The sequence below is a fragment of the Alkalimonas delamerensis genome (genome assembly GCF_030717955.1).
In the GTDB taxonomy this organism is placed as follows: Bacteria; Pseudomonadota; Gammaproteobacteria; order Enterobacterales; family Alteromonadaceae; genus Alkalimonas; species Alkalimonas delamerensis.
In genome coordinates, this window is the sequence record NZ_JAUZVY010000002.1 from 751,687 (window position 1) to 769,987 (window position 18,301).

Below are 18,301 nucleotides of genomic sequence, written 5' to 3' on the forward strand. Positions count from 1 at the left end.
AGACAAAACCGTGTTCAGCATCCAAAAACAGGCAACGGCATGGAACCAGCGCAACTCAAGCGGCTAAAAGAAGATTTTGCCGATTACTTTCAAATCGAGCACAGCATTGCCATCAATGCACAGCCCTTCGCTGGCGATGGTGAGCAGCTGAGCGACGACGATTTCCTGCAACTGATGCCAGAGCCATTCCGGCTGGCCAGCGAGCAGGTGCAGCTTAACAGCGCCTCCATTCGTAACCTGTCCCGGTTGGGTGAGGCCGCTACCGAGCTCAGTCTTTATTTGCAGCAGTTGGCGAAAAAAGTCGATCTGATGATGCATTACATTTTGCAGCAGCAAGACAGAGCCGAAGATCGCTACTACACCCACAGCTATGGCGGCTCAGGCCTGTGTTTGCTGAGCAAAACGCCTTTTGCCGTCGGCGACTGGCTGCAATTAAAAGTCTTTCTGGCCGAAGGCGAAGGTGCGGTTTTTTGTCTTGGCCAGGTGCTGGAGTGCCGGCAACAGAATGACGGTGCTGATGGCAGTGACAGCTGGCAATGCGATGTGGTATTTCGTCACATTCGCGAGCTGGATCAGGAGCTGATCGTCCGGGCCAGCCTGCATGAACAAACCCGGCAACTGAAATTGAAGAAACAGCTGCGCGATGCAGCCGACTAGTTTATCGAAGGAATCAAGGTGTCAAACTACGCATTACCCAGTGAATGGACCCGACAAGATGCAGTGATGCTAACCTGGCCCCACTCGGCCACCGATTGGGCGCCGATGCTGGACGAGGTGGAACAAGTCTACCGTCAACTGGCAAAAGAAATTGCCAGCCGCGAGCAGCTGGTGGTGATCTGTCACGATGCCCGCATCAAAGCCCGGGTTCAGGCCATCGCCCAAGAGCTGCAATTGCCCGCCAAACAGCTGCACCTGGTCGAAGCCCCCTGCAACGATACCTGGGCCCGTGACCATGGCCCTATTACCGTCCTTGACGAAGAAGGCAGCCCTTGTCTGCTGGATTTCACTTTCACCGCCTGGGGCGATAAATTTGCCGCCAACCTTGATAACGACATCAACCAACAACTGTTTCAGGCAGATTGTATCGCCGACATTCCGAAAAAACGCATCGATTTGGTGCTGGAAGGCGGTGGCATCGAGTCCGATGGCAAAGGCAGCCTGCTGGTGACCAAAAAATGCCTGCTAAACCCCAACCGCAACCCCCAGCTGAACCAGCAGCAAATTGAGCAGCAACTTTGTCAGCACCTCGGCATGCAGCGAGTACTCTGGCTGGAGCATGGCTACCTGGCTGGCGACGACACCGATGCCCACATCGACACCTTGGTGCGCTTCGCTCCAAACGACACCCTGGTCTACGTCAGTTGCGACGACCCGGCCGATGAGCACTTCAATGAGCTGCAAGCCATGGCCCAGGAGCTGGCTGAACTGACCACGCTGGATGGCAGACCTTACCACCGTATCGCCCTGCCCTGGCCAGCCGCCAAGTTTGACGCCGAAGGCGAGCGCCTGCCAGCCAGCTACGCCAATTACCTGATCATCAATGGTGCCGTGCTGGTGCCCACTTACCACGACAGTCAGGACAGTGTGGCTTTGGCGCAAATTCAGCGGGCCTACCCGGATCACCAGGTGGTTGGGGTGCATTGCCTGCCCTTGATCCATCAATACGGCAGTTTGCATTGCGTCAGCATGCAGCTCCCTGCCGGTGTGCTCAAATCCAGCCTTTAACCACCAACCCATTGCAGACTTCATGATAAAACCTATTCTTGATCGCTTGCCTGCCGTAAAAAAAAGCGGCGACCTGATCCACTGGGGCCAGTTGATTGGCGCCGGTCTGCCGCTGCTGATCAGCGAGCAGGCACAACAGCAGCCCGGCGTTTACCTGCTGGTGGTGCCCGATACTCCGACCGCCCTGCGGCTGGAGCAAGAGCTGCGGGTCTTTGCCGCGCCCTCGCTCAGCATTCTAAGCTTCCCGGACTGGGAAACCCTGCCGTACGATGTGTTCTCACCGCATCAGGACATTATTTCGCAGCGGTTGCGCACCTTGTACCAGCTGCCCAAGCAACAAACCGCTATGGTCATCGTGCCCATCAGCACCTTGCTGCTGCGGGTCTGCAGCCCGGCCTACCTGAACCAGCACAGCCTGCTGGTTCAAACCGGCCAGCAGCTGGATTTGGTGCAACTGAAGCAACAGCTCACTGCCGTCGGCTACCGGGCGGTGGATCAGGTGATGGAGCACGGCGAGTTTTCTGCCCGCGGCTCTTTGCTGGACTTGTACCCGATGGGCAGCAACCTGCCGTACCGGATTGATTTTTTTGACGATGAAATCGACGGCATCCGGCTGTTTGACCCGGAAAGTCAGCGCACGCTGGAGAAAGTCGAACAGATTGAACTCTTACCAGCGCATGAGTTTCCAACCGATCAGGTAGCAATAGAGCGCTTTCGCAGCCAGTACCGCCAACAGTTTACTGCCCGTACTGAGCCAGAATCCTTGTACCAGCAAGTCAGTAAGGGGCTGTTTCCAGCCGGTATCGAGTATTATTTCCCGCTGTTTAGTGAAGACACCGCCACCCTGTTCGATTACCTGCCCAAGCACAGCCGTTGCCTGCTGCTGGGCGATCTGCAGCAGAGCGCAGACAAATTCTGGCGCGAGCTTAACAAGCGCCACCATGACAGAGGCATCGACCCGCTGCGCCCCTTGCTGCCGCCCGAGCAGCTGTACCAACCAGTCGATCAGGTTTTTGCCCGGCTTAAAAACTTTGGCCGCATTCGGCTATCCGCAGCGGCATTGCCGGCAAAGCAAGGCAGCGACAATGCCCCTTGCCAGCTGCTGCCGGATCTCAGCATTGCCCATCAACACAAGCAGCCGCTGCAAGGGCTGAAAGATTTTTTGCTGACACTAAAGCAGCAGCAAGGCCGGGCACTGTTTTTGGTCGAAAGCGAGGGGCGGCGTGAGAGTTTGCTGCAACTGCTGAAGACCATTCACATCAGCCTGCCGCAGTTTGACAGCCTGAATGCTTTTGTTGGCAGCAAGCAGGATCTCGGCATTCTGGTCGGCCAGCTGGAGCAAGGCGTCTTGTTGCAGTTGGAGCAGCCGCTGGCGCTGATCAGCGAAAACGAACTCTTTGGCCAGAAAATCAGCCAACGGCGGCGGCAAAAGCGCAGTCAGCAAGTCTCAGCCGATACCATTATCCGCAACTTAGCCGAGCTTGCCCCGGGCCAGCCGGTGGTGCATTTGCAGCACGGCATTGGTCGCTACCAGGGCTTGCAGGTACTTGATGCCGGTGGCATCAGCGCCGAGTTTGTCACCATCGAATACGCCGGCGGCAGCAAGTTGTATGTGCCGGTGGCGGCTTTGCATCTGCTTAGCCGCTACAGTGGCTCCGAGCCCGAGCATGCGCCCTGGCACAAACTGGGGACCGACGCCTGGGAGCGCGCCCGGAAAAAAGCCGCCGAAAAAGTGCGGGATGTGGCCGCCGAGCTGCTGGACATTTATGCCCAGCGCGCCTTGCAAAAAGGCTATGGTTTTCAGCTGGATAAAGCCGAATACGCGGCCTTTGCCGACTCTTTCCCCTTTGAAGAAACACCGGATCAGGTCGATGCCATTGCCGCCGTGTTGCACGACATGCAGCAACCCAAAGCGATGGACCGGCTGGTCTGTGGCGATGTCGGCTTTGGCAAAACCGAAGTGGCGATGCGGGCCGCCTTTGTGGCGGTGCACGATCGCCATCAGGTGGCCATTTTGGTGCCCACCACCTTGCTGGCCCAGCAGCATTTTGAAAACTTCCGCGATCGCTTTGCCAACTGGCCGGTTCGGGTGGAAGTGATTTCCCGTTTTGTCAGCAGCAAAGAGCAACAACAGATTTTGCAAGACGCGGCCGACGGCAAAGTGGATATCCTGATTGGCACCCACAAATTGCTGCAGGACGACATTCGTTTTGCCAACCTTGGCCTGTTGATCGTCGACGAAGAACACCGCTTTGGCGTCAAACAAAAAGACAAAATCAAAGCGCTTCGGGCCAACATCGACATTTTAACCCTGACCGCCACCCCTATCCCACGTACGCTAAATATGTCGCTGTCCGGCATGCGGGACTTGTCCATCATCGCCACCCCACCGGCTCGCCGGCTGGCGGTAAAAACCTTTGTGCGTGAATTTGATGAAGCGCTGATCCGCGAAGCCGTGCTCAGGGAAATCATGCGCGGCGGTCAGGTGTATTTTCTGCACAACGATGTCGCCACCATCGAAAACATGGCCGAGCAGCTGGGTACTTTGCTGCCCGAAGCGCGCATCGCCATCGCCCACGGCCAGATGCGTGAGCGCGAACTCGAACGCATCATGGCCGATTTCTACCATCAGCGCTTTAACCTCTTGCTGTGCTCCACCATTGTCGAAACCGGCATCGATGTGCCTACCGCCAACACCATGATCATCAACCGGGCCGATAAATTTGGTCTGGCGCAACTGCATCAGTTGCGCGGCCGGGTTGGTCGCTCGCATCACCAGGCTTACAGCTACCTGCTAACGCCACCGGTAAAACGACTGACTGCCGATGCAGTCAAACGGCTGGATGCCATCGCCAGCCTGGAAGACCTGGGCGCCGGCTTTACACTGGCCACCCACGACCTTGAGATCCGCGGCGCTGGTGAACTGCTGGGCAGTGAGCAAAGCGGCCAAATCGAGTCCATTGGTTTCCACCTGTACATGGACATGCTGGAGCAAGCGGTCAGCGCCCTGAAAGAAGGCAAAGAGCCGTCGCTCGACCAGCTGCTTAGCCAGCAAAGTGACATTGAGCTGCGGATCCCGGCGCTGCTGCCAGAAGATTACATTCCCGATGTCAGCATGCGGTTGTCGTTTTACAAAAAGCTGGCTTCGGCCCGCAACGAGCACGAACTGGACGACATCCAGGTGGAACTGATCGACCGCTTTGGCTTGCTGCCCGATGCCAGCAAAAACCTGGTGGCGTTGTCGGCACTCAAACTGCAAGCGCAACAGCTGGGCATTAAACGGATTGAAGCCACGGCTAAAGGCGGTATAGTAGACTTTATGGAGCAAACCCGGGTGGCACCGGGTTACATCATTGAGCTGCTCCAGACCCGGGGCCGTGAGTTTAAACTGGAAGGCGGCCAGAAATTACGCTTTATCAGTGAACTTACCGACAGTTCAGCCCGACTGAGTTACATCAAACAACTGCTGGCGGACTTTGCCAGCCATCAAACGGAGCATGCATGAAACAGATCGCATTCGTCAGCCTGCTGCTGGCTGGCCTGCTAACGCCAGTGTTGGCCACGGAAGTCGCTGCTGAACGGGTGGTGTCCGGCGATCGCTGGTTCGAAATCGAGTTTGTGCTGTTTCAACGCACACCGGCAGCCGATCTAATCGAAAGCTTCCCACTGAAGGACGCAGCGCCACAACCCGCGCGCTATTTTGATGTGCTCAAGCCCTTTTACCAGCCAGATATTCAGCCGCTACTGCAACAGCTGGCGCTGTGCCCGACGCCACAAAAGTCTGAGCCAACCGATAGCACGGTCGATTGGCGTCAGTATCTGCCAAGCTTTGAACAACCGAAAATCGACGGCATCTGCATTTTCGAGCCACAACCGCCGCTGTGGCAGCAATCGCTGTTTAGCAGACACAGCGTCATCGATACCCTGCCAATGCCAGCGCAGTTGGCACAAAGACCCGGTGGCACTGGACAGCACCGCAACGGGCCTTACCTGATGGCCAGTCAGGAACTGACCTTTGGCGATATCGTGCAGCGCTTACGTCGTCAAAGCGATATTGAGCTCTTACTGCATGCGGGTTACCGCCAGGCGCCGGTTACCGAGCGGCGCAGCATTCCCAGTCGTTGGTACGCAGGCAAGAACCTGACCGCACACTTCTCCGGGCGGGAGTCGCCAAGCCAAAGTGAAAGTCCGCTGCGGCCAGGTCAAATCAGCCTGGTCCGTCCCGGCTTAATGCAACGGATTGAGCAGCACTACCAACGCCTGCTCAACCAGAACGAGCCCGCTCAAGACTATGGTCAACGCATCGACTTGCGCGAGCTAAGCCCGGAACAGCTCGCTAGCCCCTGGTGGCAGCTGGATGGCTTTATTCGGTTGCATTTGGATCACTACCTGTTTGTCAACACCGACTTTATCCTCACCAGTGAAATTGAACCGGGCCAATTACTGCCCCATCGCATCCAGTTTAGCCGGCGTGTGATCAGTGGTGAGATGCATTACATCGACCATCCGAAACTGGGCATGATCCTGCAAATTCGCCGCTTCCAACCTCCGTTGCAAGCGGCGCAATAGCTGAAATTATACCCAATCCGGGTTTGACAACTGGTTTACTTTCAGGTAACCTTCAAACCGGTAACAAATCGAAACACTTTGAGCCTTACAAAAGCTTTAACTGCCTTTTAGAATCAATGGACTTAGTTTAGTCTCACCGGGTGAAGCATGGAGCCACTAGAGTCGCAACCACAATTTTCTGCCTGGCAGATCGTGATCTTATTGTTATTGCTGTTTGTCACGACAGTAGGTCTGCCGATGATTAGCTGGCTGTTTCCTGCTGTGGGCATGCTGCTCGACAGTGCGACCTTGCAGGTGCTGATACCTTTGGCCAGTCTTGGTCTGGTGATCTTTCTGTTCGAACAGTGGGGCATGGTACAACTCAAACCCTATTTGATGAGCTCAGGCCTAACACTCCCCCTGCTGGCCAGTTTCGCTCTGCTCTATCCACTGCTGTCTTACTTTTAACGCTCTTACTGCCAGCTCTCTTGCCTTAGGGCTTGTTTTCATTGCCTTCACGCCTTTTTCCGATCCACCGGATCCAGTATACTGACCCGTCCTATCCTTGATTGAAGCTAGTCCATCATGTCAATTAACTGGTTCCCGGGCCATATGCACAAAGCCCGTAAAGAAATTGCTGAGGTGATGCCCCAGGTCGATATCATCATCGAGATGTTGGATGCCCGCATTCCCTTTTCCAGCGAAAACCCACTGGTGAACCAACTGCGCAAAGACACCCCTTGCATCAAGGTGCTGAACAAAGCGGATCTGGCCGATCCGGTGCGCACCGACCTCTGGGTGCAACATCTGGAGCAAGAGCGCGGCATACGGGCTCTGCCGACCAGTCAGCATGAGCCGCAGGCGATTAAACGTCTGCTCGAACTCTGTGAGCAACTGTTGCCAGAAAGGAATTTAGAGCTTAAAGGGGCCCGGGCCATGATCATGGGCATCCCCAATGTTGGTAAATCGACCTTTATCAATATCCTGGCTGGACGCACCATTGCCAAAACCGGCAATGAAGCCGGTGTCACCAAAACCCAGCAACGAATCAAACTGGAACAAAATGTCGTGCTGACCGACACCCCCGGTTTTTTATGGCCCAAACTGAGCCCGGCCAGTTGCGGCTATCGATTGGCGATTACCGGTGCCATCAAAGACACCGCTTTTGATTACGCCGACATTGCTTTGTTTGCCGCCGACTTTTTGCTGGAGCACTATCCGGATGCTGTGCTGCAGCGCTATGGTCTGGAAGAGCTCCCCCAGCAAGGCCTGGAACTTCTGGATGCCATTGGTGCCAAACGGGGCTGCATGCGTAAAGGCGGTGTGGTCGATCTGCAAAAAGCCGGCACCCTGCTGATTGGCGATCTTCGTACCAGCCAGTTGGGCAGGCTGACTCTGGAAACCCCTGATATGGTGCAGCGCGAATGCGCCGAGGCAGAGCTCGAAGCGGCAGCCAAAGCCAAAGAAAAGGCCGAGCGCGAAAAGCTGCGCCAGCAACGTGCCCGGAAAAAGTACCGGTAACTCCAATCGAAACGGTGAGCATGACGGCAATGCTGAAAAAACTCCTGAAAGCCCGGGCAGTATTTATGCTCAGCGAAAAACTGATTAAGTTGCTGGCCGGAGCGGTGCTAACCATTCTGCTAGCACGCCTGCTTGGTGCCGGTGAGCTTGGCGTCTTTGCCATTGTGATGGCCTGGAGTGCTTTTCTGGTGCCCATTGGCAGCATGGGGCTGAACAACATCGTGGTGCGCCGCATGCAGCAAGAGCAAAGCAGTGAAGGTGCCATGTCCTTGCTTTACACTGCAGTGGCACTGCGCCTGTCGACAGCATTGCTGGCGGCGGTGGCGGCTGTAACGCTGTTCTGGTGGTGGTATCCGGAACTCATGCAGGGCTACACCGGCCTGGCCATTCCCATGCTCTTTGTACTGCAAAGCTTTTTTGGCTTGCTGCTGTTTGAGTTCTACCTGAACTACCAAGGCACCTTTCGCAGCCTCGCGGTGGTAAAAATCGCCATCACCTGTGCCAGCTTCGCCATCAAGCTCTTGCTGTTGCTGAGCGGCTTTGGCATTGCCAGCCTGCTGTGGCTGACCGCACTGGAGTTTCTGCTGGTTGGTGTCAGCCAGTACCTGTTGTACCGCAAGAAACAACAACCCTGGCCCGGCAGCGAGCGAGCCTGGCCGGGATTCTCCTGGCGATTTGTCCGGTTTAACCAGGCCAAAGCCTTGCTGCAGCGCTCCGGCTGGCTTTGGGTTTCGGGCATCGTGTCGGTGATTTACCTGAAAATTGATTTGGTGATGCTGGGTGCCATGGCCGGCAGCGAACAAGCCGGGCTTTATGCGGCGGCCAGTCGTTTGTCCGAGTTGTGGTATGTCTTTCCGGCCACCCTGGCAGCACGCTATTACCCCGATATGCTCAAAGCCTACCAACAAGGTTGGTCGGGTTACCTTGCCCGGCTGCGGCGCTTTGCCGGCATTTTTCTGGCTGCAGCCCTGGTGATCGCGGTCCTGATGTCGCTGCTGGCCAGTTGGCTGGTACCCACTTTGTTTGGCAGCGATTTTGCCCCGGCCATTGCGGTATTGAAAATTCATATCTGGGCCGGTTGCTTTATTTTTGTCCGTTACCTGATTAGCCAGCACCTGGTGATCACCGAGCAGGAGCCACTGTCGCTGCTCAGTCATGGTGTCGCCGCACTGATTAACGTAGGCCTGAACTGGTGGCTGATCCCCATCATGGGGATCCAGGGCGCCGCCTGGGCCACCCTGATTGCCTATGCCTATGCCTCGTTCTTCTTTTTGTTTTTTTCTGCCCGAAGCCGCCAGCAGTTGTGGCAACTGCTGCGGTTGTCGCCTAAGGAGCCCCAATGACAACCCCCAGCTACCGCATCGAAATCAAAGGTGTGCAGTTTCGCAATAAAGGCGCTTACCTGATGTTACTGGCTTGCCTGGATGGACTTCGTGCACTGCCACAGACCGAGCTGGTGCTTTCCCCCGGCCCCAACCTGCCCTACCCGGAGCGTGCCCGGCTGGGTGCCTGGCAAAAATTGTCCTTTCGCCGCAAAGGCATGGATTTAACGCCCTGGATTGGCCGGCTGCCAGCGCCCATCATTCGCTTGTTCAATCGCTACGGCATGGTGACCGAGCAGCAAGTGGATGCGGTATTGGAAGCCAGTGGTTTTGCATACGGCGACCAATGGCCGCTGCAATTTTTGCAAAATACCGCCCGTGAAGTTGAACGCTTCGCCAAGGCCGGTAAGCCCTTTATTTTTATGCCTCAGGCGTTCGGCCCTTTTAAAAGTGAAGCCAGCAAAGCCGCGATGCGGCAAATTATTCAGCATGCCCGGCTTATTTTTGTCCGCGATGCGGTATCGAAACAACACCTGGAAAGCTGCCTGTCGCCGTTGCCTGCGCATGTGATTCAGTGCCCTGACTTTACCATTGGCCTAAAGCCAGCCAGCTTGCCAGCAGTCGACCAGCCCTATGCGGCCCTGATCCCCAACAACAAGGTCATTTCTCCCTACCATCACGCCGACGCTGGCCAATTGAAAGACGATTACCTCAATGCCTTTGTCGCAGCAGCCACCCTGCTGCAACAGCGTGGCATGCAGGTAAAGCTGGTGAACCATGAAGGTAAGGAAGATGCCGCCTTGTGTCAGCATATCCAGGCCAGAGTCCCCGGCACTGAAGTGGTGGAGCTGGCGGATCCTTTGCAGGTAAAAGCCTGCATTGGCGCTGCCAGCCTGGTGGTCAGCTCCCGCTTCCATGGCGCCATCAATGCGCTGAGCCAGGGTGTCCCTTGCATAGCGACCAGTTGGAGCCATAAGTACCGTGAAATGATGCAGGATTTTGGCATGGAGGATTACTGCATTGAGCAGCTGACCGCAGATAAGCTCTGTCAAAGCATCGAGCAGCTGCTCGGCCCGAAATCGGACGCGGTAGCCACACTAGGCGAACGAAAGGATCAGCTGCTGCAACAAAACCAGCAAATGTGGCAGCAGCTGTTGGAGCAACTCAGATAAACCCCTTTCGGAAACGCCCGCGCGGCGGGCGTTTCCGATTATCACAGCCTGTTAATCATGAAAGCGCGAACGCGCCCGGGTAGTGTCGTAAAGATTTACCGGCTTAAGCAGCGGCTGACCACCATCGCGCGCAATCGGCACCCAAGGGATCACCCCTTGGCCTTTGGCTGAGCGCAAAGTAAATAAATCAAACGGAATGCTGATGTAAAAACCTTTGGTAAAACTGCCTTCACCGTAGTCGGCCGAGGATACATTGGTGAAAGCTGCATGAGCTCCAACCTGAATACCACTGTTAAAGCGTCTGGCAAAGGAAATTTTCACCCCGTCATCCCCCGCCAGAAAACGCCCTATGTTTAAAGTAAACAAGATGTCGTCAAAAAACTCTGGCTGCCAGTATATATTGGCATGCCCGGTCACCACACTGTAATCCATAAAGTCGAAATCATTCTCAAAGGAGCGTTGCCGTACCCAATTGATATCAAAGCCAAAGGCCAGGTTGCTGTCGACCGGACGATACAAAACTTCAGTACCGACACCACCAAACATCGACTCAAGATAACCACCGTAAGTCTGCAGATACCAATTCGGTGCCGGGTTGTTTTGCCAATGAGCAAACAGGTTTTCCATGGTCAGGGTGCTGCGGGTGACGTACTCACGGACATAGGTTCGTACCCTTGGCAATGGGGTATCAAAGCTGTCGACTGTAAAATTAAACTTGTCGAAGTTTTCCAGTAAAGTGAGCTTCGCAGTGCCATTGAATGAAAGACCGGAGTTGAACTGATAGCCGGCAGACCCCAAGAGCCCACCCTGGTACATAAAGAACACCTCAGGATTACCAAAACTTTGGATCCAGAAAGTTTCTGCACCATAGTAGAGCCCGCTATGCTCGGTTGTCTGCTGCCAGGCTTTACTGGAAACCGGATCAATGCGCTGAAAGCTGGACGGTACATCAAGCTCCGGCGTTTGATAGGTCACAGCCGCAACGAAGGCACTGGCATCGACCACCGTCTCCACCATAGGTTGATGCCCCTCCAGCACCACAATACGGTACTGCTCAACAGAGCGCGGTAATTCTGCGGCCAGCACACGGCCGACACGTTCGATTGCAATGTCCTGGTCCCGATACATCACCTGATTTCCGATCAAAACGGCTTTATCATCGGTCACCTCGATACTGCGCAGCATGAAACCAGCCTCGCGCCTTAACATCGACGCCAATTGTTGCCGAGCGATCTCTTCATGGCTTCTTACCGGGCTTTCAGTCACCTCACGCGGTGCAGGATCGAGTTTCAGCTGTGATAAGCTATGCAAATCAAAGGTGTAATGAACACCGAATCCAAAGGTGTTGCCGCGCTGATAATTCAGATTGAAGTCAAAGTTGCCCCACTGGTACAAAGCCCCCGCATTCCAGCGACTGCTTTGCACCATCTCAATGCCTGCACGATCCCGGCTGTAATCGTTGCCTTCGTACTCAAGCTTTAGACGAAGGGGCTGCCAGGGCGTTTGGTACTCAATCCCCCCAAATAAGGACGATGGCCCTTTGAAAAAGCGCTGGTAGTCGATCTTCCCCCCCTGGCCTGAAAAGCCAGAGGGACGCTCACAAAAAGCATCACTCAGATCGCAAAACGGGTTGCGGGTGTTGCCAGCCGCGCCCAGATAACCCCAGCCCATCCCCAGGCTTAAATCAACAGGGCCAAAGCGTTTGCTGGCGACTAAAAACTCACTCTCAAAAGTACCGGTGCCGCCAAAGTCGCGAAAACCTACTGCAATCTCAGGCAACCAATAGCTTTCCTGCCACAAGCGAAACTTGGCATCAATGCCTTTATCTTTGTAGGTTTGATCGCCACTGAAACCGGGAAAAGGACTGTAAAGGCGGTTGCGGATATCGGCATAGCGCAACGTCGCTTCCATCCAGGGAAACAACATCAAACTGGCAGTCCAAAAACGATACTCATCGTTATCGCTGTAACCCACTGCCAGTCGACCGTCGCCGGCCATGCGGGCAACCGGAACCTGAATCAAACCCGTGCCACCATGCGAGCCCTGACTGGGCTCGACCGCTTGCGCAGGAATAGCAAAGCCTTCTGCAGCATAGCCAAGCGGTGCGGCCAGAGCCAAGGCCAGGGTCGACAATCGAAAAAAAGGAAAGCGCGGTTTTACAACAATGCTCATGGTGTAATCCTGTGCACAGCAAGCTGAGCAAGTTCTTGATTTAGGTTGCGAAATTCTCTTGGTAAAATACTAGGATGCAACGGAAAGACAATTAGGCTGCCCGGCATAGCTTCCGCATGTTCTCGGTTCCAGTAAGCGCGGCCCAGCTGTTGCAGCTCGCCATTGGCTTGCACCAGATACAACCAACTGGGATCGCTCTGTGCCAATGAAGGGAGCTGCGATAAGTAATCCTGAATGGCAGTTCCTCCCTGATGGGGCAACACACGCTCCTCGCCAATGGCGCCGGCGAAATAAAGATGTTCTGAGCGGGGCATCACCCGCAAAATGTAGTGGCCCTGCTCCAGCCTTGGGTTGGCAGATGGTTGAATACGTGCCAAATCGTAATCCACCCGAACAGGCAATCGCTCTGCCAGCTGCCAGCTCTGAACTTGCTGCCCTAGTGCCTGAACAGCCAATACCTTGGCCGATTCATTACGCATTTGCCAGTGGGTTTCAAGACGCCTTAGCTGTTGCAAAAAAGCCTGTTGTTGTTGGTTGAGTGTTTCAGACTGACGGAACAAGGCTGCTGCCGGCCAATACAGTTGCTGAGGTTGCGCAACCTCAGACAGCACCTGTCTAAGCCTTGGCGGCTCGGCAAAGGCGTGCCACTGCACCGATTCGGATTGAATTTGCACAACAACAGCGGGATCTGCTGCCAACAAAGGACTGCTTACCACGGCCGTTGCCAGTAGCAATCTGCAAAAAATGTTTTTCATAAAAGGTCCATTGATAGTGCCAGGTCATCCATGTCTGCGGCCAGCAAGCGTGCCGCTTCACTAAGCCAGGTAATGTGCAAGACGGGACTATGGGGTGCCATCTGTTGCCGGCTTTGCAGCAACACCCCTGTAGACTGTTCAAACCAGAACAGGTTCTCAAAAGTGGCGGCTGTTTTTTCGACCTGAACCGCTTCACGAACCAAACGGGTTTGAAAGCGCTGCCCAAGCACCTCCAACTCTGCCCCCTGCTCTTCGTGAAAGGTTGAGCGCATCACATAGCCACTTTGCTGACGATACTGCCAATCGGTCACACGCAGCCATTCGCCGCTCTCAACAGCTGCAGGCCCTTGGCGGATCGGGTCCTCTGCTGTATTGCCAAGATAAGTCAGATCATTACGAAAACCAAGGCTGCGGACGATCCGGCCATGCGCCATCGTTAACAGAGCACCATCGGACGAAAGCCATTTGTGCTGATCGTGCTCATAAAAAGCCAGCACCATGGTGGCCCTGGGTTGATCATCGACTCGAATGTAAATCAGATCGGCTGGTGCCGCCTGTACTTTTTCCAGCGACAGCGTGACATCGTCGGGCGTCGTAAAACCAAGCTGAATGGTATCCCAAAGGGCCGTTTGGGTAGAGCTGCAACTGGCAAGCAGGAAAGCAACCGATGCAGCCAAGAAAAAATGACCAAGTAGTTTCATGCGAAATCTCTGAGTAGTCTGCACAAAAAAGCCGCCAGCAGGCGGCTTTTTTTCAGAAGCATCGATTACTGTACGCTGGGAGCGTAAGTAAAGGTTGCCGTAGTGGTGTAAGTGTTGGTACCAGTACCAGTAGTAATGGTGGTTGTGCCTACACAGAAGCCATCGTCGTTCAGCTCATCATCGCCTTCACAACCAACTACCGGTTCTTCTGGTCCTTCTGGGAGAACGATAGTAGAACCACGGCTGTTGCTGATCACAGAGCCAGCAACCAGAAGGCCAACGGCACCGGCTGCAACGCCTTGCGCTACAACAGGTCCTTCAGCACCATCAGAACCGCCACCAGTGGCTTGATTCGCGGCAGCTGTGCCTGAAACCAGAGCGGCAACAGCAGCGGCTAATAAAATTTTCTTCATAGAAATCCCTCTATTTCCCTTAACAGACTCTCAGCCTCTAAGCCTACCTGAAAGCTTGAATAACAGCAAGCACTTCGTAGCCATAAAGGTGTAAATTTAAAGCGATTGCTGCATCAGGCAGACAATTGATTAACAGACACTTTTGGCTCAACGACCAGCCTGGAAACTGCGGTTTCCCCGACAGATTGACTGCTGGCATCGCGTTGCGCCGCCAGCACCAAATCGCTGAGCACCTCAGAGTAGCTGAAATCTATTGGAGCCGCTTTCATGCACTGAATCAGCTCGGCCACGGCAAAGCGATCGCAGCACGACTCCAGCTTGGCCAGTAAGGCGGCCACCTGTGGCCATTCCAAACTGGCCTCATCGCCGGCCATAATCCGGGGATGCGCAGTTTCTCGGACATTGTGCCCGATGATTAGTTCCTCAAAGAGTTTCTCGCCAGGCCGGAGTCCGGTGTAGCGGATCTCAATATCGCCATGCGGATGCTGGGCATCTTTGATTTCCAACCCCATCAGATGAATCATCCGGCGTGCCAAATCATCAATCCGAACCGGCTCGCCCATATCCAGCACAAAAACGTCGCCGCCTTTGCCCATAGCACCCGCCTGAATCACCAGCTGCGCGGCCTCGGTAATGGTCATAAAGTAACGAATAATGTCTTTGTGCGTGACCGTGACCGGCCCACCCCGGCGAATTTGTTCGCGAAACAGCGGCACCACAGAGCCGGAGGAACCCAACACATTGCCAAAACGCACCATGCTAAAACGGGTGTTGACATTCGGACGCTGTGCAATGGCCTGCAGCACCAATTCAGCCACCCGCTTCGAGGCCCCCATCACATTGGTGGGCCGCACCGCTTTGTCGGTGGAAATCAGCACAAAAGTTTCTATCCCAGCCGCAATGGCCGCCTCGGCCGCATAACAGGTGCCGAACACATTGTTGCGCACCCCTTCAACCACATTAAACTCGACCATAGGCACATGTTTGTAAGCAGCGGCATGGTAAACGGTTTGCACGCCAAAACTTTGCATCACCGTTTGCAATCGCTTCCGGTCCTGCACCGTGCCTAAAATGGTTCGCAGCTCAACATCCAGTTTGTCACGCTCAATCAACAGCCGCAGTTCCTGCTCAATGCTGTAGGCGGCAAACTCCGACAACTCAAACAGCACCAGCATGCTGGGTTCATTTTTTAAGATTTGGCGACACAACTCCGAACCAATGGATCCACCAGCACCAGTCACCATCACCACTTTGCTTTGGATGTTGGCGTGCATCAACTTCAGTTTGGGCGCTTCCGGGTCACGCCCCAGTAAGTCTTCAATTTTGACATCCTGCAGTTCATCAATGCGCATATCGCCATTGACCAACTCATTCATACCTGGCACCGACTGCACTGGCACCGGCAACGACTCCAGCGCATCCAGCACCTCTCGACGCCGCACCCGGCTGGCCGATGGCAATGCCAGCAAAACCCGTTGAATATTTTGCGTTTTAATCAATAAGGCTATGCTTTGCGGGTTGCCCACTGGCATCCCCAGAATGGTCGATTTTTGCAGGGTCGAATCGTCGTCGACAAAAAGGATCGGATGGTACTGATCGCCATTGATCAGCGCCTGCGCCAGTTGGCGGCCCGAGGAACCAGCGCCGTAAATTAGCACCCGCTCTTTTAACGCATTGTTCATTTGCACCAAAAACATCCGGGCCAATAAACGCGAGCCGGAACACAGCAACATGGCCAGAAGCGCATAAACAAAAATCAGATTGCCCTTATCTTCCACCCCAAACAAGCCAAAAAAGACACTGATCACCAGGGCGCCACCCACAATGCCTGCCAGCACAGCGCCGAAGGCGTGCTGACCGATGTAGCGGATCACCGCCCGGTACAGGCCCAGCTTGGTAAAGGTGACTAAGGTCAGAGGGACTGAAATAGCAAAAGCTAACGCAATTTCAGGGATATGGCCGCGAATGCCATTTTGCGTCAGCAGGTAAGCTGAAATCATTGCAAAAATAAGAAAAACTACATCGGCAATAACCGAAAAGACGCGTTTAACCGGCCGTGGCAAAGATAAAAGCCAAGCTAACATGAAAAAATTCCTTAACGGGACTGGTCGTAAACAGCAGTCAAAGTTGTACCAGTATAGCGCATTCCTTGGTATTTATTAAGTTTTGCTTGCCTGAGCCACCACAATCGCCAATTGCTGCGCACAAAATTCGATTTGCTGCTCGCTGATGGTTGGGTGCACCAACAGCATTAAACTGGTTTCTCCCAACTCACGCGCATTGGGCAACGGCTGTGCCGGACGCCATGGCGTATTGGCAAAGGCCTGCTCCAGATAGACCTCACTGCAGCTGCCCTGATAACAAGGCACACCGGCAGCCATTAAAGCGTCGCAAAGACGATCCCGGCTCCAGCCTTCGGCCAGCAGCTCAGTCCGGACAAAAAAATAATGCTTGTAGCAAGCATGAATCGCGTCCTCCGGCACCTGAACCTGCCGCAGCAAAGGCAAGGAGGCGACGGCCTTGTCCAGCTCAGCAGCCAGTTGCCGCCGGCGCGCACTCCACTCAGGCATCCGCTGCAATTGGATGCGTCCCAACACAGCTTGCATCTCGGTCATCCGCCAGTTGTGCCCAAAACTGTGATGCAACCAACGAAAGCCGGGTGGATGGGACTGATGGTAGACCGCATCAAAACTTTTGCCGTGATCTTTCAACGACCACAGCCGTTGCCACAGTGCCTCATCCCTGGTGGTGACCATACCACCCTCACCCCCTGTGGTCATAATTTTATCCTGACAAAACGACCAGGCAGCCACATGACCGAAAGAACCGACCGAACGCCCCTGATAGCGGGCACCATGCGCCTGAGCACAATCCTCAATCACCCAAAGACCATGCTGATTGGCAAGCGCCATGATGGCATCCATCTCGGCAGGCATGCCCGCCAGATGCACCACCACAATGGCCTTGGTGTTCGGACCTATCATCGGGGCTATGGTGTCGGCACTCAGGTTCTGACTGTTCAAATCGACATCGGCAAAAACCGGGGTCGCGCCGGCATTGACCACAGCAGAAACCGTCGCAATAAAGGTACGGGGCGGCACGATGACTTCATCACCGGCGCCAAGCTCCAGTGCTTGCAGGGCAGCATCCAGTGCCAGGGTGCCATTGGCAACGGCCACCGCATAATCGCAGTCGCAAAAAGCAGCAAACTCCTGCTCAAACAAACGGCCATGCTCACCTGTCCAGTAATTGACCTTGTTTGACAACAGCACTTGCCGCACCGCATCCGCCTCTTCATCGGTAAAACTTGGCCAGGGTGCCAGCTCGGTAGTTAGCATGCTTCAAATCTCCGGTTCAGGCGCTCAGCCAGGCTGGGCACCAGGGTCGCGGCCAGGCACAGCAGATCCAGGCCCAGGCTGTAGTGCCGGTAATAGGCCAGATTGATCCGCACTTTGTCGGGCCAGATAACTTTGTCGTTGTAGGCTTGAGCATCGGGAACGGCAGACAACAGTGTTTCTTCGTGCCGGTACTTAATGGAGGCTGGCCCGGTGATGCCCGGTCGCAATTGCAAAATAAGACGCGCCTCGCCTTGCAGCAAATCAGCATAGCCCGGCACATCCGGCCTGGGTCCAACCAGGCTCATCTGGCCACGCAGCACATTCCAGAGTTGCGGCAGCTCATCCAGCTTAAAACGCCGGAACAACCGGCCACTGCGGGTGATGGCGCCAGTGCAGCTGGCGGTAATGCTGCTACGCTCGCCAGTGGCATCGTGCATGGTTTTGATTTTGTACACCCAAAATGGCTGGCCAAAACGGCCAATCCGACGCTGGGCAAAGATCCCCTGGCTGCGGGTTTCAATACTGGCAATCAGCCAGCACAGCAGCAGCAACCAGCCAAACAGCAGCAGCAACACCACCGCCGATAACAGATCCAAACTACGCTTTATGACAGCCTGACGAGAGGTCAAGGGCA

The 18,301-nt window shown here is 54.9% G+C and carries 15 protein-coding genes; 8 read left to right on the plus strand and 7 right to left on the minus strand.

Translation table 11 applies throughout. The features are described from left to right. Window positions 1-39 precede the first annotated feature (39 nt). The 8 genes from Q3O59_RS07920 (at window position 40) to Q3O59_RS07955 (ending at window position 10,288) form a co-directional block, all read left to right on the plus strand. The gene (locus tag Q3O59_RS07920; protein WP_305945040.1) at window positions 40-657 is read left to right on the plus strand and encodes a PilZ domain-containing protein; all 618 of its coding nucleotides are present in this window, start codon (window positions 40-42) and stop codon (window positions 655-657) included. A gap of 18 nt (window positions 658-675) precedes the next feature. After that, window positions 676-1,725: an agmatine deiminase family protein gene (locus Q3O59_RS07925; protein WP_305945041.1), complete on the plus strand. Its 1,050-nt coding sequence runs from the start codon at window positions 676-678 to the stop codon at window positions 1,723-1,725. Between the two features lie 22 nt (window positions 1,726-1,747). Continuing rightward, window positions 1,748-5,230, plus strand: coding sequence for a transcription-repair coupling factor (mfd, locus tag Q3O59_RS07930; RefSeq protein ID WP_305945042.1), 3,483 nt, complete (start codon window positions 1,748-1,750; stop codon window positions 5,228-5,230). Beyond that, the gene (locus Q3O59_RS07935) at window positions 5,227-6,294 is read left to right on the plus strand and encodes a CsiV family protein (RefSeq protein WP_305945043.1); all 1,068 of its coding nucleotides are present in this window, start codon (window positions 5,227-5,229) and stop codon (window positions 6,292-6,294) included. The genes mfd and Q3O59_RS07935 overlap by 4 nt, the downstream gene beginning before the upstream one ends. 147 nt (window positions 6,295-6,441) lie before the next feature. Continuing rightward, a complete protein-coding gene (locus Q3O59_RS07940; RefSeq protein ID WP_305945044.1) occupies window positions 6,442-6,741 on the plus strand; it encodes a hypothetical protein in 300 nt (99 codons plus the stop codon). 117 nt (window positions 6,742-6,858) lie between these two features. Beyond that, window positions 6,859-7,794, plus strand: a complete 936-nt coding sequence (ylqF, locus tag Q3O59_RS07945; protein ID WP_305945045.1) for a ribosome biogenesis GTPase YlqF — start codon at window positions 6,859-6,861, stop codon at window positions 7,792-7,794. Window positions 7,795-7,823: 29 nt separating this feature from the next. Then, a complete protein-coding gene (locus tag Q3O59_RS07950; RefSeq protein WP_305945046.1) occupies window positions 7,824-9,137 on the plus strand; it encodes a flippase in 1,314 nt (437 codons plus the stop codon). Next, a complete protein-coding gene (locus Q3O59_RS07955) occupies window positions 9,134-10,288 on the plus strand; it encodes a polysaccharide pyruvyl transferase family protein (RefSeq protein ID WP_305945047.1) in 1,155 nt (384 codons plus the stop codon). Before Q3O59_RS07950 ends, Q3O59_RS07955 begins: the two co-directional genes overlap by 4 nt. A 51-nt stretch (window positions 10,289-10,339) precedes the next feature. Here Q3O59_RS07955 and Q3O59_RS07960 read toward each other — a convergent pair whose 3' ends face one another. From Q3O59_RS07960 to Q3O59_RS07990, 7 genes are all read right to left on the minus strand, one after another. Continuing rightward, on the minus strand, window positions 10,340-12,460 hold the full coding sequence (locus Q3O59_RS07960) for a YjbH domain-containing protein (protein ID WP_305945048.1): 2,121 nt from the start codon (window positions 12,458-12,460) through the stop codon (window positions 10,340-10,342). Next, on the minus strand, window positions 12,457-13,215 hold the full coding sequence (locus tag Q3O59_RS07965) for a capsule biosynthesis GfcC family protein (RefSeq protein WP_305945049.1): 759 nt from the start codon (window positions 13,213-13,215) through the stop codon (window positions 12,457-12,459). Before Q3O59_RS07965 ends, Q3O59_RS07960 begins: the two co-directional genes overlap by 4 nt. Beyond that, the gene (locus tag Q3O59_RS07970) at window positions 13,212-13,916 is read right to left on the minus strand and encodes a YjbF family lipoprotein (protein ID WP_305945050.1); all 705 of its coding nucleotides are present in this window, start codon (window positions 13,914-13,916) and stop codon (window positions 13,212-13,214) included. Before Q3O59_RS07970 ends, Q3O59_RS07965 begins: the two co-directional genes overlap by 4 nt. Before the next feature lie 65 nt (window positions 13,917-13,981). Beyond that, window positions 13,982-14,329, minus strand: a complete 348-nt coding sequence (locus tag Q3O59_RS07975) for a hypothetical protein (RefSeq protein ID WP_305945051.1) — start codon at window positions 14,327-14,329, stop codon at window positions 13,982-13,984. 113 nt (window positions 14,330-14,442) lie between these two features. Further along, window positions 14,443-16,413: a polysaccharide biosynthesis protein gene (locus Q3O59_RS07980; RefSeq protein ID WP_305945052.1), complete on the minus strand. Its 1,971-nt coding sequence runs from the start codon at window positions 16,411-16,413 to the stop codon at window positions 14,443-14,445. Window positions 16,414-16,488: 75 nt separating this feature from the next. After that, window positions 16,489-17,667, minus strand: a complete 1,179-nt coding sequence (locus Q3O59_RS07985; protein ID WP_305945053.1) for a DegT/DnrJ/EryC1/StrS family aminotransferase — start codon at window positions 17,665-17,667, stop codon at window positions 16,489-16,491. Next, window positions 17,661-18,296 (minus strand): sugar transferase, encoded by a 636-nt coding sequence (locus tag Q3O59_RS07990; RefSeq protein ID WP_305945054.1) that lies wholly within the window; start codon window positions 18,294-18,296, stop codon window positions 17,661-17,663. The genes Q3O59_RS07985 and Q3O59_RS07990 overlap by 7 nt, the downstream gene beginning before the upstream one ends. Window positions 18,297-18,301: the final 5 nt, after the last annotated feature.

Coding starts and splice junctions, on each gene's coding strand:
- mfd (WP_305945042.1), top strand. CDS start 1,748: ATGATAAAACCTATTCTTGATCGCTTGCCTGCCGTAAAAAAAAGCGGC.
- Q3O59_RS07955 (WP_305945047.1), top strand. CDS start 9,134: ATGACAACCCCCAGCTACCGCATCGAAATCAAAGGTGTGCAGTTTCGC.
- Q3O59_RS07940 (WP_305945044.1), top strand. CDS start 6,442: ATGGAGCCACTAGAGTCGCAACCACAATTTTCTGCCTGGCAGATCGTG.
- Q3O59_RS07970 (WP_305945050.1), bottom strand. CDS start 13,916: ATGAAACTACTTGGTCATTTTTTCTTGGCTGCATCGGTTGCTTTCCTG.
- ylqF (WP_305945045.1), top strand. CDS start 6,859: ATGTCAATTAACTGGTTCCCGGGCCATATGCACAAAGCCCGTAAAGAA.
- Q3O59_RS07985 (WP_305945053.1), bottom strand. CDS start 17,667: ATGCTAACTACCGAGCTGGCACCCTGGCCAAGTTTTACCGATGAAGAG.
- Q3O59_RS07935 (WP_305945043.1), top strand. CDS start 5,227: ATGAAACAGATCGCATTCGTCAGCCTGCTGCTGGCTGGCCTGCTAACG.
- Q3O59_RS07920 (WP_305945040.1), top strand. CDS start 40: ATGGAACCAGCGCAACTCAAGCGGCTAAAAGAAGATTTTGCCGATTAC.
- Q3O59_RS07975 (WP_305945051.1), bottom strand. CDS start 14,329: ATGAAGAAAATTTTATTAGCCGCTGCTGTTGCCGCTCTGGTTTCAGGC.
- Q3O59_RS07965 (WP_305945049.1), bottom strand. CDS start 13,215: ATGAAAAACATTTTTTGCAGATTGCTACTGGCAACGGCCGTGGTAAGC.
- Q3O59_RS07980 (WP_305945052.1), bottom strand. CDS start 16,413: ATGTTAGCTTGGCTTTTATCTTTGCCACGGCCGGTTAAACGCGTCTTT.
- Q3O59_RS07960 (WP_305945048.1), bottom strand. CDS start 12,460: ATGAGCATTGTTGTAAAACCGCGCTTTCCTTTTTTTCGATTGTCGACC.
- Q3O59_RS07950 (WP_305945046.1), top strand. CDS start 7,824: ATGCTGAAAAAACTCCTGAAAGCCCGGGCAGTATTTATGCTCAGCGAA.